Here is a 26,992-nt window from a genome sequence, read left to right as displayed (position 1 = left end):
AATCGGTCTGAGTAGATAGTCACAAAAAAATATTCTGAAAATCAAATGTATAGTTTAAAAAGACTCTTTCGATGATTCCATGGGAAAAAAACGGATGAAAGAGTGGGGTTTATTTTAAAACGAAAGCATCTTGCGCAACCGTTTTCTTAATCATCTGAAGCATTACATCAGCTTCTTTCTTTTCGCAAGCTACTACCACGCGATAGAGTTTGCCAGACGGTTCTATAGCTCCGTTTATATTGTGTGCAGCCAGTTCCTTAAGTCTGTTTTGTGCATTTGCTTCCACGCTGAAAGCTCCTACGGAAATTTTTACAATTTCTCGTACCTCAGTAACCTCTACGGCAGAGCTGGTCATACTGAGGTCTGGGTTTTCGGCTGATTTTACTTCCTTCAGCGAGGGAGTTTCTGCTGATGATATATACTCATTCTTTTCTTCTAGAGTCCTTTTTTCTGTCGGCTGGGCAGTCTCAGTGGTTTTTGTTGACTCTGGTTCAGAAACCTTAAATTCTTCCTTAAGGTCCTCGGAAGTTGAAGCTACAGAATCGGTAACTGTGAAGCCTATGTATGAAAAACTATCGGTTTTTGACCTCTTAAACATCTGTGTATTCTCAATGGCTAAGTAAAAAATGGAACCCACCACCACTACCACAGATGCTACTTTAACCGTATGGAAAACATTTGAAAGGAAGTATCCAGCATTTGGGCTTTCCATTACCTTGCCTTCAGCTTCTGCTTGCCGGCGAATCGATTGAGCAATTAAAGATTCAGAAGTAATCGCCGGAGAGCGAAACATAGCAAGTCCATACGATGAGGTCAAGAAATTTGCCTCAAGGGCAGGAGTGAATTGTAAATTACCTTCCGAATCGGTGTAAATCTTTCCGATGCCCTCCAGAATTATTTTATTGCCGCTCTCTAAAATTCTGTTCCATGAACGAACGGTAATTTCGAGCATCTGAAGCGCCTCTTGGTACGAAATACCTTCTTTCTGACTGATGTAATGTGCTACAAGCCCATCGTTTTCTTTCAAACGAGCATTGAACGAAATGCGCTTAGAAGGTGGCCGAAACATGTAAGTACCTTCTTGTATTTCAGCTGGAAAGTATCTAGCTACAAATCCACCGAAACCAGGTATGATCACACAATCGTAAGAGTAGAGCAAATTGATGATGTGCTCGTTAATTGTCATCGGCCTATTGACTTTATCATGGCAAAGGTACGGAAAATTAATTTAGCGTATTCCTGACCAAACCACATATTTATGTGAAATCTTTGAGTTTATTTAGCAGCATTGAAACTATTTTATTCCCCCCAATGGTATGAGTACAGTCCCACATTCCCTTTATACTGATTTTGATATTTCTCTTTTTAGCTCGGGTCACCACTTCAAAATGTACGAAAAAATGGGGGCTCATCCCATGGAGCTCGACGGCGTAGAAGGAACGTATTTCTCAGTGTGGGCACCAAATGCAAAATATGTCTCTGTTATTGGTGATTTTAATTTTTGGAATAGAGAAGCCCATCCGCTCTATCCGCGTTGGGATGGTTCCGGCATCTGGGAAGGTTTTGTGCCCGGGGCTTTGGTAGGACACCGTTATAAATACATGATTGTTTCACCATGGGGCTACCACCTTGAAAAGGCAGATCCCTATGGCCGAATGTGCGAAACACCTCCAAAGACTGCCAGCATCATTTGGAAGGATACATATCAATGGAAAGACAAAAAATGGAAAGCCAACCTTAGCCTGCGCAACTGTCATGATTGCCCGATGAGCATTTACGAAGTGCACTTGGGCAGCTGGATGCGTAACCCTGACGGCACCTCTCTGAGCTATAAACAGTTGATAGAAAAATTGGTACCTTATGTAAAGAAAATGGGATATACTCACGTGGAGTTTCTGCCAGTTATGGAGCATCCCTTTTTCGGATCTTGGGGTTACCAAATCACCGGTTATTTTGCTCCCTCTTCGCGATACGGTACGCCCGCTGAGTTTATGGAGCTGATTGATGCTTTTCATCAAGCCGACATAGGAGTGATACTCGACTGGGTACCTTCGCATTTTCCCGGCGATGTACATGGACTGCATAAGTTCGATGGCACTTCGCTCTACGAGCACGAAGATCCTCGAAAGGGATATCACCCCGATTGGAACAGCTATATTTTTAACTATGGCAGATATGAGGTTCGCTCATTCCTGTTCTCGAATGCCATGTATTGGATTGAGCACTTTCATGCCGATGGACTAAGAGTAGATGCCGTAGCCTCTATGCTCTATCTGGACTACTCACGAAAGCCGGGCGAATGGGTTCCCAATCAATTTGGCGGAAAGGAGAATCTGGAGGCAATTTCTTTTATGAAAGAACTCAATGAATACATTTACAAAGAACACCCAGATATCCAAATGATTGCCGAAGAGTCAACCTCTTTTCCAAAAGTCTCAAGGCCTGTGTATGACGGTGGTCTTGGCTTTGGCATGAAATGGATGATGGGATGGATGCATGATTCATTAAAATACTTCAGCATCGATCCACTTTTTCGCAGGTATCATCATAATCAAATCACCTTCAGCCTTGTGTATGCCTTTAGTGAAAATTTTGTGCTTCCTTTTTCGCACGATGAGGTTGTGCACGGCAAAGGTTCTTTACTAAGTCGTATGCCAGGTGACCTTTGGCAAAAATTTGCCAACCTGCGAGCTTTATATGGCTACATGTACACCCATCCTGGCAGCAAACTGATGTTTATGGGCAGTGAATTTGGCCAATCGAGCGAATGGAATCACGATGGCTCCGTTCGTTGGGATCAGCTTTCAAACCTTTCCTTCAGTCAAGGCATTCACCAGCTCGTAATTGATTTAAATCACCTTTATAAAAGCCAGGAGGCACTTTATAAAAAACAATACAGTCCTGAAGGTTTTGAGTGGATCGAAGCAAATGATTGGAAGCAAAGTGTGCTGTCGTATGTGCGCAAATCGGGCAATCCAAAAAATGACTTGATAATCATCGCAAACTTCACCCCTGTGCCGCGAAAAGATTACCGAATCGGGGTCCCTTCCTTTGGAAATTGGAAATTGATACTCAATACTGATGATACAAAATATGGCGGTAGTGGAATGCTTAAAAACGGCATCAAGGTGAAATCAGATTCCACCCCATGGCATGGCCGCGAACACAGCATCGCTGTTGATTTACCACCACTGGCTGTCGTCGTTTTTTCAAAATCAAACACGTAAACCACAAATTCCCCTTGACACATGGCCGAATGCAAAAAGTACATCTGCGTACATGGTCACTTTTACCAGCCACCTCGAGAAAATGCTTGGCTCGAAGAAATCGAGATTCAGGAATCAGCACATCCCTATCACGATTGGAACGAACGCATCACTCAAGAATGCTATCGACCAAACAGTGTGAGTCGAATACTGAACGATGCCGGAAAAATTGCAGATATTGTAAATAACTACATTGATATTTCCTTCAATTTCGGCCCCACATTGCTCAGCTGGCTCGAGATTCACCAGCCCGATGTATATCAGCGTATTATTGATGCTGATATGCAGTCTATTGTTCAATTCGAAGGTCATGGGTCGGCCATTGCACAGGTATATAACCATATAATTATGCCGCTGGCCAACCGCCGTGATAAAGAGACGCAGATCATCTGGGGGATTGAAGATTTCAAAAAGCGCTTTGGTAGAAATCCGGAAGGCATGTGGCTCGCTGAAACAGCTGTTGATACTGAAACTCTTGAAATTTTAGCGGAAAACAAAATCAAATTCACCATTCTGTCGCCTTATCAGGCTGCTCGTTTTCGGCGCATCGGAACAAACGAATGGATTCCAGGCATCGATAGCCGCAGAGCTTACGTTTGCAACTTGCCCTCGGGCAAGTCCATTGCCATCTTTTTTTACCACGCCGAATTATCGCAAGGCGTCGCCTTCAAAGGATATTTAAACGACGGAAAGTTTTTCGCTCACCAGTTGATGAGCGCTTTCGATTCCGACCCCAGTGAGGCACAATTGGTTCACATCGCTACAGATGGCGAAAGCTATGGCCATCACCACCGCAATGGCGACATGGCGCTGGCCTATTGTATTCACTACCTGAAAAAGCAACCCGACATCAAAATAGCTAATTACGGCTATTTCTTGAGAAAATTTCCACCTCAGTACGAAGTTCAGATTCTTGAAAACTCTTCTTGGTCATGCGCTCATGGCGTAGAGCGTTGGAGATCAGACTGCGGCTGTAAAACAGGTGGCGAACCTCATTGGAATCAGAAATGGCGAAAGCCTCTGCGAGAAGCACTTGATTACTTAAGAGATGAACTAGCAAAAATTTTTGAATCTAAACTAAAGGATTATCATCCAAATCCATGGGAGTTAAGAAACAAATACATACACATTTTTCAGCAGAGAAGCCGAACCAAAACTCTTCGATTCATTGAGCAATATATTGGTAAAGACCTCAAAGAAGAGGAGATCATTACCATCATTCGCGCGCTCGAATTGCAACGCATGGCCCTATACATGTACACATCCTGTGGTTGGTTTTTCAACGAAATCTCAGGTATTGAAACCATTCAAATACTACAATATGCTGAGCGAGCTATTCAACTGGCTGAAGATGTAGCACAAGTAGATTTGTATCCGCATTTTCTGGAAATTTTAAGCCAGGCCCAGTCAAACATTCCTTCGCTGGGTACCGGTGCTGACATATATCGCACTATGGTAGTACCTAAGCGCTTGTCGCTTACCCAAGTTGGTATGCATTACGCAGTGAGTACCCTCTTCGAAGAAGATGCGCGCAACCTTACAGTACTCAATTACGAGTGTACTTCTGAAGAGCTCACGCGTATTAAGGCAGGTGGCCAATTGCTCGTAATTGGTCAAACCAAAGTGCGTTCAAAAGTGACTCAGAGTCAAAAGCGCTTCAGCTTTGTAATCTTATATCTTGGCAACCACCACCTCATAGGTAATACAGCTGACAGCCTTACTTATGATGAATACGCATCGCTGGTTAAAAAATTCAGAGAATTCTTCGATGCCGGCAATCTAACCCAAGTACTCGAGCTTATAAAAGACAATTTTGCCTCACGTACCTTTTCTTTCTTCGATCTCTTTAAAGACGAGCAAAAAAAATTGCTCGATCGCGTACTGGATATACAGGTTAAAAATGCTCTCGACTTTTACGAGCGCATTAATGAACGCACCTTCCTACTGCTCAATCTGATGCACAAAGAGGGATTGACTATACCCGAAATTCTTATCACAAATCTTAAAACTCTGGTTATTCAGAATCTGTACGACGAATTGTCATCGCCCACTTTGCCTGATATCGATAAAATTCATGAAATAGAGCAAATCATATTAAAGTGGAAATTTCGAATCCCAACAGAAAGACTCAATTATGCCGCTACTTTAAAAATTAATACCCTCGTAGAAGAATACCGAAAGAATCAAAACATTCACCTGGTCGTCGAATTGTCTATTGATCTGATAAACAGCTTAAAGTCTATTGGAATAACCCCACAGCTCAACGAACTTCAAGATTTAATCTTCACCATCATTAAAGAAGGCAAATTTCCTCAGTCCGAAATGTTTGGAGTGTTACTACTTGCTAATAAACTTGGAATGGAAATACGCGGAAAATTAAATAAATCAGCCCCCAGTATGGCATAAAAATCCAACCTGGAGGCGTTTCTTGTAAACCTGTTTATCTGTTTTTGTACATCTGTTCGTAGTAGTGTTGGTATGCACCTGATGTTACATGGGCAAGCCATTCTGTATTGTTGAGGTACCAATCGATGGTTTCAGAAAGTCCTTGTTCGAATGTTACAGATGGTTTCCAGCCCAGCTCACGATTGATTTTTGTGGCATCGATGGCATACCTGCGATCGTGACCAGGCCTGTCTTTTACAAAAGTGATGAGTTTCTCTGAGTTACCTTCTTCTCTTCCGAGTTTTTTGTCCATCAGGCGACAGAGCAATCGCACCAGATCTATGTTTTTCCATTCGTTGAAGCCACCAATGTTGTAGGTTTCGTGATTTTTTCCCTTGTGAAAAACCAAATCAATCGCAATGGCGTGATCTACTACATACAACCAGTCACGTGTGTAAAGTCCATCGCCGTACACGGGCAGTGGTTTTTGGTTTATTATATTATTGATAAAGAGAGGAATTAATTTTTCTGGAAATTGGTATGGGCCATAGTTATTTGAGCAGTTGGTGATGATATAGCTCATTCCATAGGTTTCGCCATAGGCACGCACAAAGTGGTCAGATGCAGCTTTTGATGCTGAATAAGGTGAGTTAGGCGCATATGGTGTATTTTCAGTAAAGAGCCCGGTTTCGCCCAGCGTTCCATACACCTCATCGGTAGAAATATGGTAGAAAAGCGTCTTGTCGTATCTGCCTTTCCAAGCCTCTCTGCAGGCATTTAAAAGATTAACAGTACCGATGACATTGGTTTTCACGAAAGCCAGTGGATCGTTTATTGAGCGATCTACGTGCGATTCAGCCGCTAAATGAATCACGCCATCGGGTTGTAATTCACTGATGAGTTGCATCATACGCTCACCCTCAGTAATGTCTTCTTTTAAGAAAGTGTAGTTTGGTGCGTTTTCTATGTCTCTAAGATTTTCAAGGTTTCCGGCATAAGTTAGGGCGTCGAGATTGTATATGTGATATTCAGGATATTTCGTTACAAAACGCCTCACCACATGTGAGCCAATAAAACCGGCACCTCCGGTAATCAGAATTTTTTTCATGGTTGTTTGAAATTGTGCAACAAAGAAAACGAATAGATTTATACGCCTTTCTTTTTTTTGATGACAAGTGTTAAAAGTTGTCTAATTTCTGCTTGTCGTTAATCAAAGTAGTAACCTGTGGTTGATGAATTGCTTAATAACGACTTTTCAAAAAATTGATTTTCAATTTTTTAATCAAGTGGTGTAAAGGTTTGAGGACATTCTCAAAATGCTAATAAGAATTTGGAAAAACATTTTGCAAAATAAAAAAGATCTCTACATTTGCAATCCCAAAAATCAAGCCGGCATAGCTCAGTTGGTAGAGCAGCTGATTTGTAATCAGCTGGTCGGGGGTTCGAGTCCCTCTGCCGGCTCTTAATTTTAAAACGTTCTTTTTCAAGAGATTGGGGAGATTCCAGAGTGGTCAAATGGGGCAGACTGTAAATCTGTTGCGAAAGCTTCGGAGGTTCGAATCCTTCTCTCCCCACCGGTGTGCGGAAGTAGCTCAGTTGGTAGAGCATCAGCCTTCCAAGCTGAGGGCCGCGGGTTCGAATCCCGTCTTCCGCTCTTTGGTAAGCCGTTGTAGCTCAGTGGTAGAGTGTTTCCTTGGTAAGGAAAAGGTCGAGGGTTCAATTCCCTCCATCGGCTCTGATTTTTTTTGTTTATCAACATTAATTGAGCTTCCGAAATGGCAAAAGAGCAATTTATTAGAACCAAACCCCACGTAAATGTGGGTACTATAGGTCACGTAGACCACGGTAAGACTACTTTGACTGCCGCTATTACTAAGGTATTGGCTGAAAGAGGTCTTGCTCAGGCTCGCAGCTTCGACTCTATCGATAATGCACCTGAAGAAAAAGAAAGAGGTATTACCATCAACACTGCTCACGTAGAGTACGAGACTGACAAGAGACACTACGCTCACGTTGACTGTCCAGGTCACGCCGACTATGTGAAAAACATGGTTACTGGTGCTGCACAGATGGATGGTGCTATCCTCGTTGTTGCTGCTACAGATGGTCCGATGCCACAAACCCGTGAGCACATCCTCCTCGCTCGTCAGGTAGGTGTGCCCAGAATCGTTGTATTCCTCAATAAGGTGGACATGGTAGATGACGAAGAGCTTCTCGAGCTTGTTGAAATGGAGGTTCGTGAGCTTCTCTCGTTCTATGAATACGATGGCGACAACACTCCCGTGATTAGAGGTTCTGCTCTTGGTGCTCTCAATGGCGAGCCTAAGTGGGTAGATACTGTTCTGAAGCTCATGGATGCCGTTGATACTTGGATCGAAGAGCCTGTAAGAGATAAGGATAAGCCTTTCTTGATGCCAATCGAAGACGTATTTACTATTACAGGACGTGGTACTGTAGCTACAGGTCGTATCGAGACAGGTATCATCAACACTGGTGATCCAGTAGATATCATTGGCTTCGGCGACGAAAAACTTACCTCTACCGTTACTGGTGTGGAGATGTTCCGCAAGATCCTTGATCGAGGTGAAGCTGGTGATAACGTGGGTCTTCTCCTCCGCGGTATTGAAAAGTCTCAAATTCGCCGTGGTATGGTGATCTGCAAGCCAGGTTCTCAGACTCCTCATAAGAAATTTAAAGCTGAGGTGTATATCCTGAAGAAGGAAGAAGGTGGACGTCACACTCCATTCCACAACAAGTATCGCCCTCAGTTCTACCTCCGTACTACTGACGTAACTGGTGAGATTATCCTTCCTGAAGGTGTTGACATGGTAATGCCAGGTGATAACCTCACGATCACTGTCAACTTGATCACTCCGGTTGCTATCAGCAAAGGTCTCCGTTTCGCTATCCGCGAAGGTGGTCGTACTGTAGGTGCTGGTCAGGTAACTGAAATCCTCGAATAATTTACCATTGACTAATATTCTAAAGGTGTTTCGAGAGCCAAACTCGAGACACCTTTTACCACATACGGGTGTAGTTCAAGGGTAGAATAGCGGTCTCCAAAACCGTTGATGGGAGTTCGAATCTCTCCACCCGTGCTCAACTTAGGGGTTCTACCGATGCAAATTGTTAACTCTATTAAAAATGCCTTCAGAGAGTCGTATGTAGAACTGGTGCAAAAAACCACCTGGCCTACACTCTCAGAAATGCAAAAGACCACAGCGCTTGTAGCATTGGCTTCGGTGATCATTTCACTGATCATCTTTGTAATGGACAAGGTTATAACATTTGTTTTAGAGACTATATATTCTCTGTTTTAAAACAGTTCTACCCAAAAAAATGACTGAAAACAAAAAGTGGTATGTAATAAGGGCTATCAGTGGCCAGGAGAATAAAGTGAAGAGCTATATAGAAAATGAAGTTCTTCGCAATAATCTCTCTCATCAGCTTGGCAAAGTCCTTATTCCCACTGAAAAAGTAATTCAAGTACGAAACGGTAAAAAAATCACTAAAGAGCGCAACTACTTTCCCGGATATATCATCATCGAAGCCAATTTAGAAGGCGAGATGATTCATGTGATCAAAAACATACCTGGAGTTATTGGTTTTCTTGGGGAGACAAAAGGTGGTGACCCCGTGCCCCTGCGTCCTGCCGAAGTGAACCGAATGCTCGGAAAAGTAGATGAACTTACCGAAAGTTTAGAGGTTACTCAAGTTCCATTCGTCGTAGGTGAAACAGTAAAGGTTATTGATGGCCCTTTCACCGGTTTCAATGGTGTGATTGAGAAAATTCACGAGGAAAAGAGAAAACTTGAGGTAATGGTAAAAATTTTCGGTCGTAAAACTCCTCTCGAACTTAGCTATATGCAAGTGGAGAGGGAATCTTGATCTGATATTGATGTGAGCTCAATATATTTTATCTACGTGCCAAATGCGCTTCCAGTTTGGCACCTGATAGCAAAAACAAAACAAAATGGCTAAAGAAGTAACCGCAATAATCAAACTCCAGGCTAAGGGTGGACAAGCCAACCCTGCACCTCCCATCGGACCTGCACTCGGTTCGAAGGGTGTGAATATCATGGAGTTCTGCAAACAATTTAATGCGCGTACACAAGATAAAATGGGTAAAATATTGCCCGTTCTTATCACAGTGTATGCTGATAAGTCATTTGACTTTATCGTTAAGACCCCTCCCGCTGCCATTCAATTGATGGAAGCGGCTAAGATCAAAAGCGGTAGTGCAGAGCCCAACCGCAAAAAAGTAGGTAAAGTTACCTGGGATCAGATTCGCGCCATTGCTGAAGATAAAATGCAAGATCTCAATGCCTTTACAATCGAATCAGCAATGAGCATGATCGCCGGAACTGCGCGCAGTATGGGTTTGACCATCGTTGGAGAATCACCGTTAAAAAAGTAATGACGTATGGCTAAGTTAACGAAAAAGATGAAAGCAGCTCTGGCCAAGGTAGATAAGAATAAGGCCTATACACTCGATGAAGCTGCAAAACTGGTGAAAGAGACCTCCATCGCTAAATTCGATGCATCAGTTGACATTGCCGTGCGTCTCGGTGTAGATCCACGCAAAGCCAACCAAATGGTAAGAGGTGTAGTTACCTTACCACACGGTACCGGTAAGACAGTTCGCGTACTTGCGCTTGTACCGCCAGATAAAGAGGCAGAAGCTAAAGAGGCCGGAGCTGACTACGTAGGATTAGACGAATACATAGAGAAAATTAAAAACGGTTGGACTGATGTTGATGTCATCATAACATTGCCTTCGGTAATGGGTAAAATCGGTCCTTTGGGTAGAATACTCGGTCCCCGTGGATTGATGCCAAACCCAAAAACTGGTACCGTAACGATGGACATTGGCAAGGCAGTAAAAGATGTGAAAGCCGGTAAGATAGACTTTAAGGTAGATCGCTACGGGATCGTGCACGCTGCCATAGGAAAGGTTTCTTTTGAGCCCGCCAAGATTAAAGAGAATGCTGAAGAATTGCTCAGAACCATCGTGCGCCTTAAGCCCTCTACAGCTAAAGGAACATATATCAAGAGCATTTACATGAGCAGCACAATGGGCCCCGGAATCGCAGTTGATACCCGTCAGGCTACCAATTAATGATAAAAAAATTGCCAAATGACTAAAGAGGAAAAAAATGCATTAATAGAGGAGATTACAGAGATATTGAAAAACAACAATGTAATCTACCTTACAGATATTGAGGGTCTTAATGCAGCTCAAACCTCCCAATTGCGCAGAATGTGCTTTAACAAGAAAGTACAGCTGCGCGTGGTGAAAAATACGCTGCTGAAAAAGGCCATGGAAAGATCAGGCAAAAACTTTGGGGAACTGTTTCCCACCCTCAAGGGAATGACAAGCCTGATGATTGCGGAGAGTGGCAGCACACCTGCAAGACTCATTCTCGAAGTTCGCAAAAAGTCAGATAAGCCTATCCTGAAAGGTGCTTATGTAGAAGAAGCCATATTTGTCGGCGACAATCAGTTGAAGGTACTTGAGAACCTCAAGTCACGCGAAGAACTCATCGGCGACATCATCCTTCTGCTGCAAAGCCCGATTAAGAATGTGGTATCAGCTCTTAACAGCGGTGGTCAGACCATCGCAGGATTGCTCAAGACGCTGGAAGAAAGAGCTAAAAATTAATCCCAAAGAGTACGCACTCAGCTTCCAAATACAACAAATCAATTATTAACCAATTAAAACTCAAATTAAAATGTCAACAATTCAAGAACTTGGTGATAAACTCGTAAGCCTTACTGTAAAAGAAGTTCAAGAGCTCGCTAACTATCTGAAAGAAACTTATGGTATCGAGCCTGCAGCTGCTGCAGTGGTTGCTGCCGGTCCTGCTGCAGGAGGCGGAGATGGTGCTGCTGCTGCAGAAGAAAAAACATCTTTTGATGTAATTCTGAAGTCAGCTGGTCCACAGAAGCTTGCTGTTGTGAAGCTTGTAAAAGAGCTCACAGGCCTCGGTCTGAAAGAAGCTAAAGATGTAGTGGACAACGCACCCAAGCCTTTGAAGGAAGGCGTAACTAAGGACGAAGCCGATGCTCTCAAAAAACAACTTGAAGAGGCAGGAGCTGAAGTTGAGATTAAGTAATTTACTTTTACCCTATATTTCGGTTTAGGTTTGAAGGTTTTCAAACCTAAACCTTTTTGTGTTTTATTTACTTGTTATTAAAAACTTTCTTTTCCATACAGTATGAGCAGCCAGATTCCTCACGAAGTGGTACATGGAAGGGTCTCGTTCAGTAGCATGAAGTCGCAGCCTGAATACCCCGACCTACTGGAGATCCAGATAAAATCCTTTAAAGATTTCTTTCAACTCGAAACCAAACCGGAAAATCGCAAAAATGAAGGCCTTTACAAAACCTTCATGGAGAATTTTCCAATCACTGATGCTCGCAACCAGTTTGTACTCGAATTCCTCGACTATTTCGTCGATCCACCGCGCTACACCGAGGAAGAGTGCATAGAAAGAGGTCTTTCGTACAGTGTACCATTAAAGGCTCGTCTCAAACTTTATTGTACTGATCCGGAACACGAAGAATTTGAAACCATCGTTCAGGACGTTTACTTGGGTACCATACCCTACATGACCGATCGCGGTACCTTTATCGTAAACGGTGCTGAACGCGTAGTAGTTTCTCAGTTACACCGTTCGCCGGGTGTATTTTTTGGTCAGAGCTATCACGCTAACGGTACTAAATTGTATTCAGCTCGTATCATACCTTTTAAAGGTAGCTGGATAGAATTTGCTACCGACATCAACGACGTGATGTATGCCTACATCGACCGCAAGAAGAAATTACCAGTAACCACTCTATTAAGAGCTATTGGTTACGAGCGCGATAAAGATATACTAGAGCTTTTCGACCTTGCTGAAGAAGTAAAAGTTTCTAAAGCCGCGCTCAAACGCGTAGTAGGTCGCAGGCTTGCTGCTCGTGTTCTTAAAACCTGGATTGAAGACTTCGTTGACGAGGATACTGGTGAAGTAGTATCACTCGAACGAAACGAAGTACTCATCGACCGCGACGAAATCATCGAAAAAGAACATATAGATCTGATTTTAGATGCCAATGTAGAAACCATCCTACTGCACAGAGAGGATGTAGAGTCATCTGAATACTCTATTATCTACAACACGCTTCAAAAAGACTCTACCAACTCTGAGCTCGAGGCTATGGAGTATATCTATCGCCAGCTCAGAAACGCAGACCCTCCCGATGAAGAAACAGCAAGAGGCATCATCGAAAAACTCTTCTTCTCTGATACCCGCTACAGCTTAGGAGACGTAGGCCGCTATCGCCTGAACAAGAAACTTGGTCTCGACATCGATCCAAATATTCAGGTGCTCACTAAAGAAGATATCATTGCTATCGTTAAATATCTGATTCAGCTAATCAACTCAAAAGCTGAAGTAGATGATATCGACCACCTCAGCAACCGCCGTGTACGTACCGTAGGTGAGCAATTGGCTGCACAGTTTAGCGTAGGCCTTGCACGTATGGCTCGTACAATACGCGAGCGCATGAATGTACGCGATAACGAGGTATTTACGCCCATTGATCTTATTAATGCTAAAACCTTATCTTCGGTAATCAACTCCTTCTTTGGTACTAACCAGCTCAGCCAATTTATGGATCAGACCAATCCTCTGGCTGAGATTACGCACAAGCGTCGTCTCTCGGCTCTTGGACCGGGGGGTCTATCCAGAGATCGTGCTGGTTTCGAAGTTCGCGACGTTCACTACACTCATTACGGCCGCCTGTGTCCGATTGAGACACCTGAAGGTCCGAACATTGGTTTAATTTCATCACTTTGTGTTTTTGCAAAAGTTAATAACCTCGGCTTTATTGAGACACCTTACCGCAAGGTTGAAAACGGCGTTGTAAAACTCGACGAAAAGCCTGTATACCTCTCAGCTGAGGAAGAAGAAGGTAAGGTAATCGCTCAGGCAAATGCGCCTATCTCAGATTCAGGTGAGTTTACCAATCAAAAGATCAAGGCTCGACTCGAAGGCGACTTCCCAATTGTGGAGCCCTCTGAAGTTCACTTCATGGATATGGCTCCTAACCAAATTGCATCCATATCGGCTTCGCTGATTCCTTTCCTCGAACACGACGACGCAAACCGTGCCTTGATGGGTTCAAACATGATGCGCCAGGCCGTTCCGCTCATCCGTCCAGAAGCACCTATTGTGGGAACTGGTATGGAGCGTATCGTTGCCAAAGATTCGCGCGTGCTTATTAATGCCGAGGGCGATGGCGTAGTAGAATATGTGGATGCCAATGAAATTCACATCCGCTACCACAGAACAGAAAACGAAAGACTTGTAAGCTTTGACGACGATTTAAAAGTTTACAGGCTCATCAAATACAGAAAAACAAACCAAAACACTACCATTAACCTCAAGCCCATTGTGCGCGTGGGCGATCGCGTAACAAAGGGACAGGTGTTGTGTGAAGGGTATTCTACTCGCGATGGTGAGCTGGCTCTCGGCCGCAACCTCAAAGTGGCTTTCATGCCGTGGAAGGGATATAACTTCGAGGATGCTATCGTGATTTCAGAGCGCGTAGTTCGCGAAGACATTTTCACCTCCATCCACATCGAAGAATACTCTGTAGATGTACGCGATACCAAGCTGGGAATGGAGGAGCTAACCTGTGATATACCTAACGTCAGCGAAGAAGCCACTCGCGAGCTCGACGAAAATGGTATTATTCGCATCGGCGCGGAGATTAAGCCGGGTGATATTTTGATAGGAAAAATCACTCCTAAAGGCGAATCGGATCCTACCCCGGAGGAGAAGCTCTTGAGAGCCATATTTGGTGACAAGGCCGGCGATGTAAAAGATGCTTCACTGAAAGCACCCCCTTCAGCTTACGGTGTGGTGATCGACAAGAAACTCTTCACAAAAGCACTGAAAGACAAGCGCTCAAAGCAAAAAGAAAAGCAAGAGCTACAGGAGGTAGAGGATGAATACAATCAGAATATGGCTGCTTTGAGAGAGAGATTTCTGGAAAAGCTCAATATTCTGGTAGCCGGTAAAACCTCTCAAGGTGTTTATAACGACCTAAATGAGGTGGTCATTCCAAAGGGAACGAAATTTACCCAAAAGATCCTCAACTCCATTGAAGACTATACCCGCATTCAAGGTGGCCAGTGGACTACTGACGAGGAGAAAAACAACCTCATTACCACCTTGTTGCACAATTATAAAATCAAAGCCAGCGACCTCTTGGGTGTGCTGAAGCGCAAGAAGTTCAACATCATGGTGGGTGACGAACTACCGCCGGGTATCGTGAAACTGGCTAAAATATACGTAGCCCAAAAGCGCAAGCTAAAAGTGGGAGATAAAATGGCTGGTCGTCACGGTAACAAGGGTATAGTTGCTAAGATTGTGCGTGACGAAGACATGCCATTCCTCGAAGATGGAACTCCGGTTGACATAGTACTCAACCCTCTCGGTGTACCTTCTCGTATGAACATCGGTCAGATCTACGAGACTGTACTGGGCTGGGCAGGTCAAAAGTTGGGGCTCAAGTTTGCAACACCAATCTTCGACGGCGCAAGCATTGATGAGATCAACTACTACACCGATTTGGCCGGGTTGCCCAGATTTGGTCACACCTACCTCTACGACGGTGGAACAGGTGAGCGCTTCGACCAGAAGGCTACCGTTGGAGTCATTTACATGCTCAAACTTGGTCACATGGTCGATGATAAGATGCACGCTCGTTCTATTGGCCCATACTCACTCATCACCCAGCAGCCACTCGGCGGTAAGTCACAATTCGGCGGTCAGCGCTTTGGTGAGATGGAGGTGTGGGCACTTGAGGCTTATGGAGCATCGAACATCTTGCGCGAAATCCTGACCGTAAAGAGCGATGATGTAATTGGTCGCGCCAAAACGTACGAAGCTATTGTAAAAGGAGAGAATCTTCCAGAACCAGGTATTCCCGAATCATTCAACGTATTGTTGCATGAATTGCTTGGACTTGGACTGAAAGTGACTTTGGAATAAGGATTTTAAAAAATTTCAATATGTCGTTTAAAAAGACAGATAAAAACACTCAAAGCAGCCGCTTTAGCACCATTACCATTAGCCTTGCATCGCCCGAGTATATCCTCGAGCGCTCATACGGCGAGGTGCTAAAACCCGAAACCATTAACTACCGCACCCATAAGCCTGAGCGCGACGGATTGTTTTGCGAGCGCATTTTCGGTCCGGTGAAAGACTATGAGTGCGGATGCGGCAAATACAAAAGAATTCGCTACAAAGGCATCGTTTGCGACCGCTGTGGTGTAGAAGTTACTGAGAAAAAAGTGCGTCGCGAGCGCATCGGTCATATTACCCTTACTGTTCCTGTAGCGCACATATGGTACTTCCGTTCCATTCCGAATAAAATAGGCTATTTGCTCGGTCTTCCGTCTAAAAAGTTGGACATGATCATTTACTACGAGCGTTACGTAGTTATTCAGCCGGGTATAGCCACATATCCTGATGGTTCGGAATTGAATAAAATGGACTTCCTCACCGAAGAGGAGTACCTCGAAATTATTGAAAAACTACCCCCCGAGAATCAATACCTCGACGATAACGACCCCAATAAGTTCATCGCTAAAATGGGTGCAGAGGCATTGCTGATGTTGCTCCAGCGACTTAACCTCGATGAACTTTCTTATGAGCTAAGACATCAGGCAAACAGAGAAACTTCTCAGCAAAAGAAACAAGAAGCCCTTAAAAGACTTCAGGTAGTTGAGGCAGTACGCGAAGCAAACACCCGTATAGCAAATAAGCCTGAGTGGATGATCATGAAAGTGATCCCCGTGATACCACCCGAATTGCGTCCTCTCGTTCCCCTCGACGGTGGTCGCTTCGCTACTTCAGACCTCAATGATCTTTACCGACGTGTAATCATTAGAAACAACCGCTTGAAGCGCCTCATGGAGATCAAAGCCCCCGAGGTGATCTTGCGCAACGAGAAACGCATGCTTCAAGAGGCAGTTGACTCTCTTTTTGACAACACACGCAAGTCAACAGCTGTTAAGACCGAATCAAACCGTGCACTGAAGTCACTTTCTGATAGCTTGAAGGGTAAGCAAGGTCGCTTCCGTCAGAACTTACTCGGTAAGCGTGTTGACTACTCTGGTCGTTCAGTGATTGTGATCGGTCCGGAATTGGCGCTTCACGAGTGTGGTCTGCCAAAAGATATGGCAGCCGAGCTTTACAAGCCTTTCATCATCCGCAAACTGATTGAAAGAGGTATAGTAAAGACCGTCAAATCTGCCAAGAGAATAATCGATCGCCGTGAACCAGTGGTGTGGGATATTTTGGAAAATGTAATGAAAGGACACCCGGTCCTCTTAAACCGTGCCCCAACCTTACACCGTCTTGGTATTCAAGCATTCCAGCCAAAGTTGATTGAAGGTAAAGCAATTCAGCTTCATCCGCTAACTTGTACAGCGTTCAATGCAGACTTCGACGGCGACCAAATGGCCGTACATCTTCCGCTCGGTCATGCTGCGATTCTTGAAGCTCAAATGCTGATGTTGGCTTCGCACAACATTCTCAACCCTGCCAACGGTTCACCGATTACCGTTCCTTCACAAGACATGGTACTTGGGTTATACTACATCACTAAGCCTCGCCCAAGTACACCCGACAATCCGGTAAAAGGAGAAGGCAAAATCTTCTACAGTGCTGAAGAAGTTCAAATTGCCTTGAACGAAAACCGCCTTGACATTAACGCTAAAATTAAGGTAAAGGCGAAAGTGCGCGAAAACGACCAGTTGGTTGAGAAAATTATTGAAACCACTGCAGGCCGCGTAATATTCAACACCATTGTACCGGAGGAAGTCGGATTCATCAACGAGCTTCTCACGAAAAAGTCGCTCAGAGACATTATTGCCAAAATCCTCCGACTCACAAATATTCCAAAGACAGCCGCCTTCCTCGACAACATGAAGAACCTCGGTTATCGCTATGCGTTCAAGGGAGGTCTGTCATTCAGCCTTGGCGACATTATCATTCCACCTGAAAAAGAACAACTCATAGCTGAAGCCAACGAGGCAGTGGAAAACGTAATCGCCAGCTACAACATGGGTCTGATTACCAATAACGAGCGCTACAATCAGATTATTGACATTTGGACAAATACCAATGCTCGACTCACAGAGCGCGCCATGCATTACCTATCAAGCGACCGCCAGGGCTTCAACCCCATCTTTATGATGCTCGACTCTGGTGCTCGTGGTTCTAAAGAGCAGATTCGTCAGCTTTCAGGTATGCGCGGCCTCATGGCTAAGCCACAAAAATCAGGCTCAACCGGTGGCGAAATCATCGAAAACCCCATTATCGCAAACTTCAAAGAAGGTCTTTCCATCCTCGAGTACTTCATCTCTACTCACGGAGCACGTAAAGGTCTGGCGGATACCGCTCTCAAAACAGCTGACGCCGGTTACCTCACTCGTCGACTGGTAGATGTGGCTCAAGACGTCATCATCTCTGAAGAAGATTGCGGTACGCTGCGCGGCTTAGAGGTAACAGCCCTGAAAAAGAACGAAGAAGTCGTAGAGCCACTTTACGACAGAATTCTGGGACGTGTATCTCTTCACGATGTGTACGATCCACTTACCGACGAGCTCTACGTAAAGAGCGGCCAAGAAATTACTGAAGAGATAGCGCGTAAAATCGAAAACTCACCCATTCAGATGGTTGAGGTTCGCAGCCCGCTTACTTGCGAATCTCAGAAGGGTATTTGCGCTAAATGCTACGGCCGTAACCTGGCTACCTCAAAGATGATTCAAATCGGTGAGGCAGTAGGCGTAATTGCCGCTCAATCTATCGGTGAGCCGGGTACTCAGCTTACTCTGCGTACCTTCCACGTAGGTGGTACAGCCGGTAACGTGGCTGAAGAATCTAAGATCATCGCCAAGTTCGACGGTAAGATTGAAATAGATGAATTGCGCACCGTAATAAGTGAAAACGACCTTGGGGAAACCGTTGAAGTAGTGATCGGTCGCACCGCTGAAATGCGCATCGTAGATGAAAAGACAGGTGTAGTCGTACAGACCAACAACATACCTTATGGTTCAACCATTTATGTAAAACCCGGTCAGTTACTGCAAAAAGGCACAAAAATCTGCGAATGGGATCCCTACAACGCAGTAATAGTGGCTGAAAATAACGGTATCGCAAAGTACGACGGTATCGAAATGGGTGTGACTTGCCGCGAAGAAGTGGATGAGCAAACTGGTTTTAAGGAAAAGGTAATCTCAGAATCAAAGAATAAGAGACTCATCCCGACACTGCATATCCAGACAGAAGATGGAGAGATCCTCAAGTCGTACAATCTGCCGGTAGGTGCTCACCTAATTGTAGAAGATGGCAGTACCATCAAAGCTGGTAAAGTAATCGCCAAGATTCCGCGTAAATCAGCCAAGGCAGGTGATATTACCGGTGGCCTTCCACGTGTTACCGAACTTTTCGAAGCACGTAACCCATCAAACCCTGCCATTGTATCTGAGATCGATGGTATTGTGTCATTCGGTCCGAAAATCAAGCGCGGTAATCGCGAAGTAATCGTGGAAAGCAAGACCGGTGAGCGCAAGGTGTACATGATCAACCTTTCTAAGCAGATTCTCGTACAAGAAAACGATTTTGTAAAAGCCGGTACGCCCCTTTCAGACGGTGCCATTTCGCCTGCTGATATATTGGCCATTCAAGGTCCGAGCAAGGTACAAGAGTATCTGGTCAACGAAATCCAGGAAGTATATCGCCTCCAGGGGGTGAAAATCAACGACAAGCACTTTGAGGTAATCGTGCGCCAGATGATGCGCAAAGTAGAGATTGTAGAAGCAGGCGATACCAGCTTCCTAGAAGGACAGTTGGTACACATCAACGACTTCAATGCCGAAAATGATTACATCTTCGACAAGAAAGTGATAGAAGACGCCGGCGACTCTACCGAACTGAAGCCTGGTATGATCGTATCAGCCCGCAAGTTGCGCGACGAAAACAGCCGCCTGAAGCGTCAAGACAAGAAGCTCGTTGTGGCTCGTGATGCAAGACCCGCTACAGCTAATCCGGTACTTCAAGGTATCACCCGTGCAGCCTTGCAGACCAAGTCATTCATCTCGGCAGCTTCTTTCCAAGAGACAACCAAAGTGCTCAACGAAGCTGCTGTGAGTGGCAAGGTAGATTACCTCGAAGGTCTGAAAGAAAACGTTATCGTGGGTCACAACATTCCGGCAGGTACAGGCCTTAAGTCGTTCGAAAGAATACTTGTGGGCTCACTGACTGATTACGAGGCGATGAAGGCAAGAAAAGAAAAAGAAACCGCTAACTAACTCTAAAATATATGGCTATGGATCCAAATGACTTTCCTGAGCAACAAATCAATGTAGAAATCACCGATGATGTAGCTGGTGGTGTATATACCAACCTGGCCATCATCAACCATAGCCCAAGTGAGTTTGTGGTGGATTTTCTACAAATAATGCCTGGCATGCCAAAGGCTAAGGTGAAATCTCGAATCATACTTACCCCACAGCATGCCAAAAGACTGCTCATCGCCCTCAGCGATAACATCGCTAAATACGAGGCAGCCTTCGGACGCATTAACGAAGTTGAACCCGGAGGTCCCATTCCGATGCCTTTTGGACCTAAGGGACAAGCATAAAAACACAATCAAAGCCGCTGATATTCAGCGGCTTTTTCTTTTAAATTTTATGAGTTTTTAAAATTTACAGCGTTTTTTAATCGATGATGTTTGATTTTTTTGAGAACAATCCTTTAGAACTTGAAAAAAACGCTTTAATTCTTTACCCAAATTTTTTCGATAAGACGCGTTCTGATAAGTATTTTATTGATCTGCTCGGTTCCGTTGATTGGCAGCAACATTATTTGACTCTTTACGGTCAGAAGATCCCATTTCCTAGGCTTATGTGTTGGATGGGCCAGCAAGGAGCTTCCTATAGTTTCTCAGGCAACACTTTTCAGCCTCTTGGTTGGGATTCGACAGTTTTAAGCATTAAAAAGGAACTTGAAGAAGTTTTAAATACAGAATTTAATTCGGTATTGCTCAATTTGTATAGAAACGGTCAGGATTCTATGAGCTGGCATGCTGATGACGAACCTGAGCTGGGTGCAGAACCGATTATTGCCAGTGTTAGCTTAGGAGCCGATCGCACTTTTGCATGGAAACCAAAATATGGAGGTTCTTCAAAGAAGGTCACATTGCCGCATGGCTCACTCTTGGTGATGAAGGCACATTTTCAATCGCAGTTTTTACACGCTTTACCTAAGGCGAAACATGTAACTCACCATCGGATTAACCTTACGTATCGGTTCATAAGGCCTAAAGGAAGTACAACTGCATTTTTTATAAAGTAGGTTTTAAAACTGAAATCACCTTTCCTGCTTGGCAGCGCAGCGTAGGGGCTGGAAATTTCATGATGATGTTGTAATCGTGTGTGGCCATGAGTACACTTCGGTCAGATTTCACCAGCTCGCGAATGAGCAAAATGATTTCTTCGCTCGTGTCAGGATCGAGGTTACCTGTAGGCTCGTCTGCAATGATGAGTTTTGGTTCGTTGAGCAGAGCGCGAGCCACAGATACCCGCTGCTGTTCTCCGCCGGAGAGTTGATGAGGCATTTTTTTGGCCTTGTCGAGCATGGCTACTGAGCTAAGAACGCGCTCGATGCGCTCATTAATGTGTTTCTTCTCTTTCCAGCCAGTAGCGCGAAGCACAAAGAGAAGATTATCGTACACTGTGCGGTCAGGCAAAAGCTGAAAATCCTGAAAGATGATGCCTAATTGCCTGCGCAAGTAGGGAATTTGTTTTCGCTTTAACCTGTGAAGTGCATAGCCTGCTACATGGGCTTCGCCTGCTATCAAAGGAAGGTCGGCATACAGGGTCTTTAGAAGCGTTGACTTACCGCTGCCCGTTTCGCCGATGAGATAAACAAATTCGCCGGGGTGTAGAAAAAGATTAATTCCGGCGAGTACCGGCTCCTTTCCGTGTCCTACAGCTGCGTCGATAAGGGAAACGATTGGTTGCGAATTTGTGTTCATTAACAATATTAAAGTTTGTACACAGCACCCGCTATGGCCAAAAACTGCTGAGCCGGATAGCCAAGGTAGTGCTCATAGGCGTTAAAAAACATATTATTGATTGTCAGGAAAAAACTCATTTGCTTGCTGAAGTGATAATTGAGGTGCATGTTGGCATCGGTGTACGGCCTTAATCGGGCACTAATAGCCGTGTTCAATGACTGGTCGAAGGCAGTTCGTTCGCCGATAAAAAAGACATCGAAGCCCAGGTCAAAAGAGTTTCCATTAGAATATTTGAGCTTAATTTCATTTCGCCAATTCGGCAAGTGCCAGGCCTTTCCACCTTTCATTTCGTAGTGGTTATAGTTTACTATACCTTCTGCATCAATGTTTTTTGTAAGCTTAATGGCGAGTTTGGCCTGTAAAGGTACTTGATTGCCATCGAGGTAAAGTACTTCTACACCCTGAATGTCTTGCGGTGTAGTGTAATAAAAAGGACTTCTGTAAAAGATAGGCAGGTTACGCCAGTCGATGTAACCGGCACTGAGGTGATAACTTGCCCCGGGAAAGATTAGACCTGACATTCCAACCTGAGCTTGCACCTTTTGGGTGTAATCGAGCTCTATACCTGGACTGATAAATAGCCACTGACGGCTTAGAGTTCTCAAAGTATTGAGCTGATAATCAAAAGAGAGCATCCCGTCGAATTCAAGCACGTCAGTAATCACAGGTAATTTGAACCGACCTTCAGGAAAAATAAAAAAGTACATTTCATCGGGTTCCTTGGGATCGATAGAAATCAGATTTTTTCGAACATAGTTGCTCAGTACCATATTGAGTCCCAGGTCAAACTGCCATTCGTCTTTCGAAAAATTCATGGCAGGGCGCACCCGAATCACATTGGCACTGAAGGCCATAGCTAAATCATTTTGTGTATTGTAGTGCTGCATGTGTTCGTAGGCCAGGCGAAGGTTGAGATTTCGATTATCTGTGCGCTTTAGTCTAAAGTCAATTGGCAGAGCTGCGTGCAGTTCGGCTATGTCATATCGATCGCGCAGAAAGTCAAAGCGAAATCCCAAATTGGTCATTGCAAACTGGCTGACGGGCACCAAACGGGTGGCATCTACCCTGGTAGTTGAGATCAGATAGCTTTGAATGGCCGGATCACCTGCCCTGAAAGTGTCAACAGGCGGTAATGCAAGTTTCGGCAGTCCATAGTACTTTACTCGATCGTACTCAAGGTCGGTAGAAGCCCCCAGACTGTAATTGGTGAAAAAATGCCTATAATACACCGAACCGGAGGTGGTAGATAGGCCATTGTTTTCAAAAACGATATTGCGAACACCGGTGCGGGTAGAGTAGTGGTTGAATCCGGCACCAAAGGCGTTGTTTCGAGAGCGATCGCTGTCATAGCGCACTTCGGCCAGAGGTGTGGCGTATAACCCTGCTCCTATGCGCACGAAGGTACGAGGAACCGGCTCAATGGCCGACTTGCTGATGCGCGCCGGCTTTAGGGGTTCTGGGGTGTAATCTGTAGCTAAAACGATGGGTTTAATCTCAAATTTTACTGGAACTCGGCTTCGGGCTGTGTCTTCAGTACGCGGTAGATCGTTAAGCTTTTGGGCATCTTCGATTGTGGCTTTATAAGAGCCGATTACCTCGAGTTTTATCTGTCCGAGATTTTCGTTTTGACCAAAAGCGGTTAGATGTGCAACAGTCAGAGCTATTCTGGTGAATGCTTTAATTTTCATGTACCGGCAGATTATTTTTTCTGGGTAAAGTTTTTAATGTCGTTTTTTAGTGCACGAGCTTCGTTTACAAGATCAGGTGATGAATTTGATTTGATGACAAAATCCAAAGAAAAGTCGGCTTGAAAATAGTCGCGCTCAGCAATAAAGTTGCGTGCCAGTAAGATGAGTGCACGGTCGCGCAGCTGAATGTTTTCAGGAAAGTCTTCTACAAGGTAATACACCAGCTTTTTAGAGTCTGAGTAGCGCTGCTGGATGTAGTAGTGTAAGGCTAAATAATACATGCTTTCTGCCTTGTAAATGCCGCTGCCAGAACGAGCCAGGGTTTCAAAGTCAGCTACGGCCAGCGCCTGTTGCTGGCGATTGAATAGAGCCAGTGCTCTGTAGAAGGTAGCTTCTTGGCTCAACGCTTGATCAAGGTCACGACGCTGCAGAATTTGGTCGGCCAGGTTTTGGCATTCGTTCCAATCGCCCATTTGATAGGCAATTCGCAGAAGCTGGTTTTCAGCAATGTGGCGATTGCTTTCGCGAGCATTGCTCAGGTCGGCGATCTGTTGATACATCCTGCGAGCTGAAGGCCAATCTTTTTGGTCGAAGTAGTAGCTGCCAGCGCGCATTGAGGCATTTTCGAAATAGGCATGATTAGGTTTGCTCGCTATTCGTTCGTAAATCTGTACAGCATCGGCACGGCGGTTGAGCCTCCAATAGCTGTCGGCCATAAAATTTTCAGCACGCTGAACGAAGATACCTTCCGGAAAACGGCGTAGATACTCGTCAAAACCTTGTGCGGCTTCTTGCCAGCGCTGCATGCTGTATAGCTCGTAGGCGTTGTTGTAAAGCGATGAGTCGAGCTGCCCGCGCGATATATTGCCGAGCTTGTTGCGATCTACCCAATCCACGTATTCGCCCATGCGATTGGTTTCGGCATAGATAATGCGCGCAAATCCGATGGCTTCGGCGGCTTCAGGCGATTCAGGATATTGTGCTACCAAGTTTTTAAGAATTGTAAGGGCTTCGTCGAAGCGTCGCGCGTTTTTCAGCGCAAGTGCTTTGCTCATAAGGGCACGGCGCACTTGCGGATGCCTCGGATGAAACTTTATAAATTCGTCAAAAGCCCCAGCTGCTTCTGTAAATCGGTCTACTAGCAGCCAGGTATTGCCCAGTTCCATACGCGCTGCAGCCCGTGTATTGTCGTTAGAACTTGACTCTATCAGCTTTCTGAGTACCTGAATTTTTTCATCGTTTTTGTTGAGTAATCCTAAAGCCAGAGCTCTCTGAAAGCGCGTGTAGTCAGGATCTGCACCAGCAGCTTCAGCACATGAGTAAAAGTCTTGTGCGAGTTCGAATTGGTTGATCATCATATAAGCATCGCCTGTGCGCAGCAGTGCATCGCGCCTGCGGGCTGCCGTAAGGTTTTTTTCGGTGAGAAACTTTCTAAATTCAGTCGCAGCTTGCGCAAATTGTTGTTTTTTGAGATAGCAATAAGCTTTGTTGTAGTAATGATTAGGAAACTCTGCTAACAGCGACGCTTGAGGAGTGGAAGCAAATTGGTTAAATGCATTCAGCGCAGCGTCGTACTCCATTAGTTGATAGTAGGTTTCGCCCATCCAGTAATAAGCCAAGGCAGTAAAGCGCGGGTTTAATGGCTGCTCGAGACTGCGCTTGAAGTGGGTAATGGCCTGAGCATATTGACGGCTTGTATAGCTGCGCACGCCCAAGAAGTACTGTACGCGTTGCCAGGCTTCGCGCATCTCCGGTGAATCGAGGCCAGCCTGCTCAAGGGCAACAGCTGCTCTAGCGTAATCGCTACTGTTGCTGTACAGGCTTGCAAGCAGTCGGTTTATTTCTTTGCTATGACGGCTTTGAGGGAAGAGTTTCAAATATTCTTCAGCGGCTTCAATTGGGTTTTGAAAGGGAGAAGTTTCGGTGTAGTTGATTTTCACAAAGTTGTAGAAAGCATCTTCTTGTACTTCTAGGTTTTTGTCGCTTCGCGCAGCTGCTTTGAAGGCACCTGCAGCCTCTTGTCGCATGCCAAGCTTCAGGTAGCAGTCGCCGAGCATGTAGTGCGCATTCTGGGCAATTTCTTCACGGGCATTGGTAATCTTATTAAAAAATTGCACAGCCTCGCTGTATTTGCCGAGTTGATAGTAGGTGTAGCCGATTTCGTAATAATCTGTTTGCGAAGGCTTACCACCTTTTTCCAAAAATTTGGTGTAATAAGTGAGTGCATTTTTGTAATCCTTGCGTCGATAGTAGGCATCGGCCACTAATTTGGCAATCTCTGAGGCTCGAGCAGGCTCATCGCCTTCCAAGATCTCTTTGCCCACGGCGAGCAATTTGTCATATTCGCCTTTTTTGTAATAAATATGAGCTAGATAATAGGGTACCATTCCGCCGAAATTCTTGTCGTTGCGCAGCTTTTCGAAGTTTACCAAAGCCTCGTCGTATCGCTCTTTCATGTAGCATATGTAGGCATAGTAGTACAAGGCAGGAGCGGCATACTGCGACTTGCCATCCTTCACAGCTGCAAATTGCTTTTCGGCTCCGTCCTGATCATCCGTTGAAAAAAGGGAATAACCGTACTGAAATTGAATTTTTGCCCGTTCGGCAGCATTCATCAGCGTCCAGTCAGCCTGCTGATAGTACTTTACCGCGCGCTTGTATTGGCGGTTTTTAAACAGAAAATCACCCATATACAGCCTTGCTTCATTGGCTTTAGCGCTGGTTTCATAGTCTTGAATAAATTTTTCCAACAAAAATTCTCCATCAGGGTGCAGCATCTGAACGGCTGCAATGGCGCGATAGTATTCCGCATTGAGCCGCTGATCAGCCGTAAGATTTTTGTTGTCATCCAATAGCCGTGTAAACACATCGCGAGCAGCGCCATACATGTTTTGTTGGATGTAAAATATTCCGGTTTGAAAGTCAGCTTCTGGTGTACGTTGAATTTCCGTAAGTTGGCTCTTTACTTCACCTGCAGCAAACGCCAGGATGAGTCCAAGAATTCTGGCAATAGCTTTTTTCACACTAAAAGCAAATTTTTGGGGTAAAAGTAGTTCAATCGAATAACTATTTTCAAAACACAAGTACCGTAAAACGATTAACTCTTTTAAAAATTAAAATCGTATACCTACGAACCAAAATTTTGTGAAATATGGGTAATAATTGAAAAAAAAGTTTGACGATGAAAGGCGTTAAACTTTAATAATCAAAAAATTATTACATTATTTAAATTTTGCAGGTGATGGACCAAGCTCATTTGTTAAAAGGTACAAGTTTTCAGCACAAAATAAAAAAACCCGCCAGGTAAAGGCGGATTCACATAACCATGTGGAGAATATCGGAGTCGAACCGATGACCTCTACAATGCCATTGTAGCGCTCTAGCCAGCTGAGCTAATTCCCCATTTGTTTTAAGCGGCTGCAAATATACAAATACGATCATTAACGTAAAGTAAAATTATGAACTTTAAAATTCTTCTGTTTAGTACTGAATTTTTGTGCGATTTTCTTTCTT

The 26,992-nt window shown here is 44.6% G+C and carries 18 protein-coding genes and 6 tRNA genes; 18 read left to right on the top strand and 6 right to left on the bottom strand.

Features of this window, described 5'->3' with window-relative positions; translation table 11 throughout:
* Window positions 1-109: 109 nt before the first annotated feature.
* A complete protein-coding gene (locus EIP89_RS03010) occupies window positions 110-1,186 on the bottom strand; it encodes an HU domain-containing protein (RefSeq protein ID WP_124397177.1) in 1,077 nt (358 codons plus the stop codon).
* Window positions 1,187-1,316: 130 nt separating this feature from the next.
* Between EIP89_RS03010 and glgB the strand changes: the two genes are divergently transcribed.
* Window positions 1,317-3,227 (top strand): 1,4-alpha-glucan branching protein GlgB, encoded by a 1,911-nt coding sequence (gene glgB, locus EIP89_RS03005; protein ID WP_124397176.1) that lies wholly within the window; start codon window positions 1,317-1,319, stop codon window positions 3,225-3,227.
* A 21-nt stretch (window positions 3,228-3,248) separates the two neighbouring features.
* Window positions 3,249-5,672, top strand: coding sequence for a DUF3536 domain-containing protein (locus EIP89_RS03000; RefSeq protein WP_124397175.1), 2,424 nt, complete (start codon window positions 3,249-3,251; stop codon window positions 5,670-5,672).
* A gap of 34 nt (window positions 5,673-5,706) precedes the next feature.
* Here EIP89_RS03000 and rfbB read toward each other — a convergent pair whose 3' ends face one another.
* The gene (gene rfbB, locus EIP89_RS02995; RefSeq protein WP_124397174.1) at window positions 5,707-6,759 is read right to left on the bottom strand and encodes a dTDP-glucose 4,6-dehydratase; all 1,053 of its coding nucleotides are present in this window, start codon (window positions 6,757-6,759) and stop codon (window positions 5,707-5,709) included.
* Window positions 6,760-7,039: 280 nt separating this feature from the next.
* On the opposite strand from rfbB, the gene EIP89_RS02990 reads away from it, so the two are divergent.
* From EIP89_RS02990 to EIP89_RS02915, 16 genes are all read left to right on the top strand, one after another.
* Window positions 7,040-7,112: transfer RNA gene (locus tag EIP89_RS02990), tRNA-Thr, on the top strand.
* Window positions 7,113-7,144: 32 nt separating this feature from the next.
* A tRNA-Tyr gene (locus EIP89_RS02985) sits at window positions 7,145-7,225 on the top strand.
* A 7-nt stretch (window positions 7,226-7,232) separates the two neighbouring features.
* Window positions 7,233-7,305: transfer RNA gene (locus EIP89_RS02980), tRNA-Gly, on the top strand.
* A 9-nt stretch (window positions 7,306-7,314) separates the two neighbouring features.
* Window positions 7,315-7,386 (top strand) — tRNA-Thr (locus EIP89_RS02975).
* Between the two features lie 40 nt (window positions 7,387-7,426).
* The gene (gene tuf / locus EIP89_RS02970; protein ID WP_124397173.1) at window positions 7,427-8,614 is read left to right on the top strand and encodes an elongation factor Tu; all 1,188 of its coding nucleotides are present in this window, start codon (window positions 7,427-7,429) and stop codon (window positions 8,612-8,614) included.
* Between the two features lie 64 nt (window positions 8,615-8,678).
* A tRNA-Trp gene (locus tag EIP89_RS02965) sits at window positions 8,679-8,749 on the top strand.
* Window positions 8,723-8,971: a preprotein translocase subunit SecE gene (gene secE / locus EIP89_RS02960; RefSeq protein ID WP_245966088.1), complete on the top strand. Its 249-nt coding sequence runs from the start codon at window positions 8,723-8,725 to the stop codon at window positions 8,969-8,971. The genes EIP89_RS02965 and secE overlap by 27 nt, the downstream gene beginning before the upstream one ends.
* A 19-nt stretch (window positions 8,972-8,990) precedes the next feature.
* Window positions 8,991-9,539 (top strand): transcription termination/antitermination protein NusG, encoded by a 549-nt coding sequence (gene nusG / locus EIP89_RS02955; protein WP_124397172.1) that lies wholly within the window; start codon window positions 8,991-8,993, stop codon window positions 9,537-9,539.
* 85 nt (window positions 9,540-9,624) lie between these two features.
* On the top strand, window positions 9,625-10,068 hold the full coding sequence (rplK, locus tag EIP89_RS02950) for a 50S ribosomal protein L11 (RefSeq protein WP_124397171.1): 444 nt from the start codon (window positions 9,625-9,627) through the stop codon (window positions 10,066-10,068).
* Window positions 10,069-10,074: 6 nt separating this feature from the next.
* Window positions 10,075-10,770, top strand: a complete 696-nt coding sequence (gene rplA, locus EIP89_RS02945) for a 50S ribosomal protein L1 (protein WP_124397170.1) — start codon at window positions 10,075-10,077, stop codon at window positions 10,768-10,770.
* An 18-nt stretch (window positions 10,771-10,788) separates the two neighbouring features.
* On the top strand, window positions 10,789-11,313 hold the full coding sequence (gene rplJ / locus EIP89_RS02940) for a 50S ribosomal protein L10 (RefSeq protein ID WP_124397169.1): 525 nt from the start codon (window positions 10,789-10,791) through the stop codon (window positions 11,311-11,313).
* Window positions 11,314-11,383: 70 nt separating this feature from the next.
* The gene (gene rplL / locus EIP89_RS02935; RefSeq protein WP_124397168.1) at window positions 11,384-11,767 is read left to right on the top strand and encodes a 50S ribosomal protein L7/L12; all 384 of its coding nucleotides are present in this window, start codon (window positions 11,384-11,386) and stop codon (window positions 11,765-11,767) included.
* A gap of 102 nt (window positions 11,768-11,869) precedes the next feature.
* A complete protein-coding gene (gene rpoB, locus EIP89_RS02930; protein ID WP_124397167.1) occupies window positions 11,870-15,694 on the top strand; it encodes a DNA-directed RNA polymerase subunit beta in 3,825 nt (1,274 codons plus the stop codon).
* 20 nt (window positions 15,695-15,714) lie between these two features.
* Complete coding sequence (gene rpoC / locus EIP89_RS02925) at window positions 15,715-20,022, top strand: DNA-directed RNA polymerase subunit beta' (RefSeq protein WP_124397166.1); 4,308 nt, start codon at window positions 15,715-15,717, stop codon at window positions 20,020-20,022.
* A 17-nt stretch (window positions 20,023-20,039) separates the two neighbouring features.
* A complete protein-coding gene (locus EIP89_RS02920) occupies window positions 20,040-20,354 on the top strand; it encodes a DUF3467 domain-containing protein (RefSeq protein WP_124397165.1) in 315 nt (104 codons plus the stop codon).
* A gap of 83 nt (window positions 20,355-20,437) precedes the next feature.
* Window positions 20,438-21,067: an alpha-ketoglutarate-dependent dioxygenase AlkB family protein gene (locus EIP89_RS02915; protein WP_124397164.1), complete on the top strand. Its 630-nt coding sequence runs from the start codon at window positions 20,438-20,440 to the stop codon at window positions 21,065-21,067.
* Here EIP89_RS02915 and EIP89_RS02910 read toward each other — a convergent pair.
* From EIP89_RS02910 to EIP89_RS02895, 4 genes are all read right to left on the bottom strand, one after another.
* Window positions 21,057-21,749: a cell division ATP-binding protein FtsE gene (locus tag EIP89_RS02910; protein WP_124397163.1), complete on the bottom strand. Its 693-nt coding sequence runs from the start codon at window positions 21,747-21,749 to the stop codon at window positions 21,057-21,059. The genes EIP89_RS02915 and EIP89_RS02910 overlap by 11 nt on opposite strands.
* Window positions 21,750-21,757: 8 nt before the next feature.
* Window positions 21,758-23,479 carry a TonB-dependent receptor gene (locus EIP89_RS02905; protein WP_124397162.1) on the bottom strand — a complete coding sequence of 574 codons (1,722 nt, stop codon included), beginning with the start codon at window positions 23,477-23,479 and terminating at the stop codon, window positions 21,758-21,760.
* An 11-nt stretch (window positions 23,480-23,490) separates the two neighbouring features.
* Window positions 23,491-26,502 (bottom strand): tetratricopeptide repeat protein, encoded by a 3,012-nt coding sequence (locus EIP89_RS02900; RefSeq protein WP_124397161.1) that lies wholly within the window; start codon window positions 26,500-26,502, stop codon window positions 23,491-23,493.
* 305 nt (window positions 26,503-26,807) lie between these two features.
* Window positions 26,808-26,881, bottom strand: a tRNA-Ala gene (locus EIP89_RS02895).
* Window positions 26,882-26,992 lie beyond the last annotated feature (111 nt).

Origin of the sequence: Thermaurantimonas aggregans (genome assembly GCF_003851885.1) — a bacterium.
Lineage (GTDB): Bacteria > Bacteroidota > Bacteroidia > Flavobacteriales > Schleiferiaceae > Thermaurantimonas > Thermaurantimonas aggregans.
Note: the sequence above shows the minus strand (reverse complement) of the source record. Positions and strands in the feature narration are given on the sequence as shown.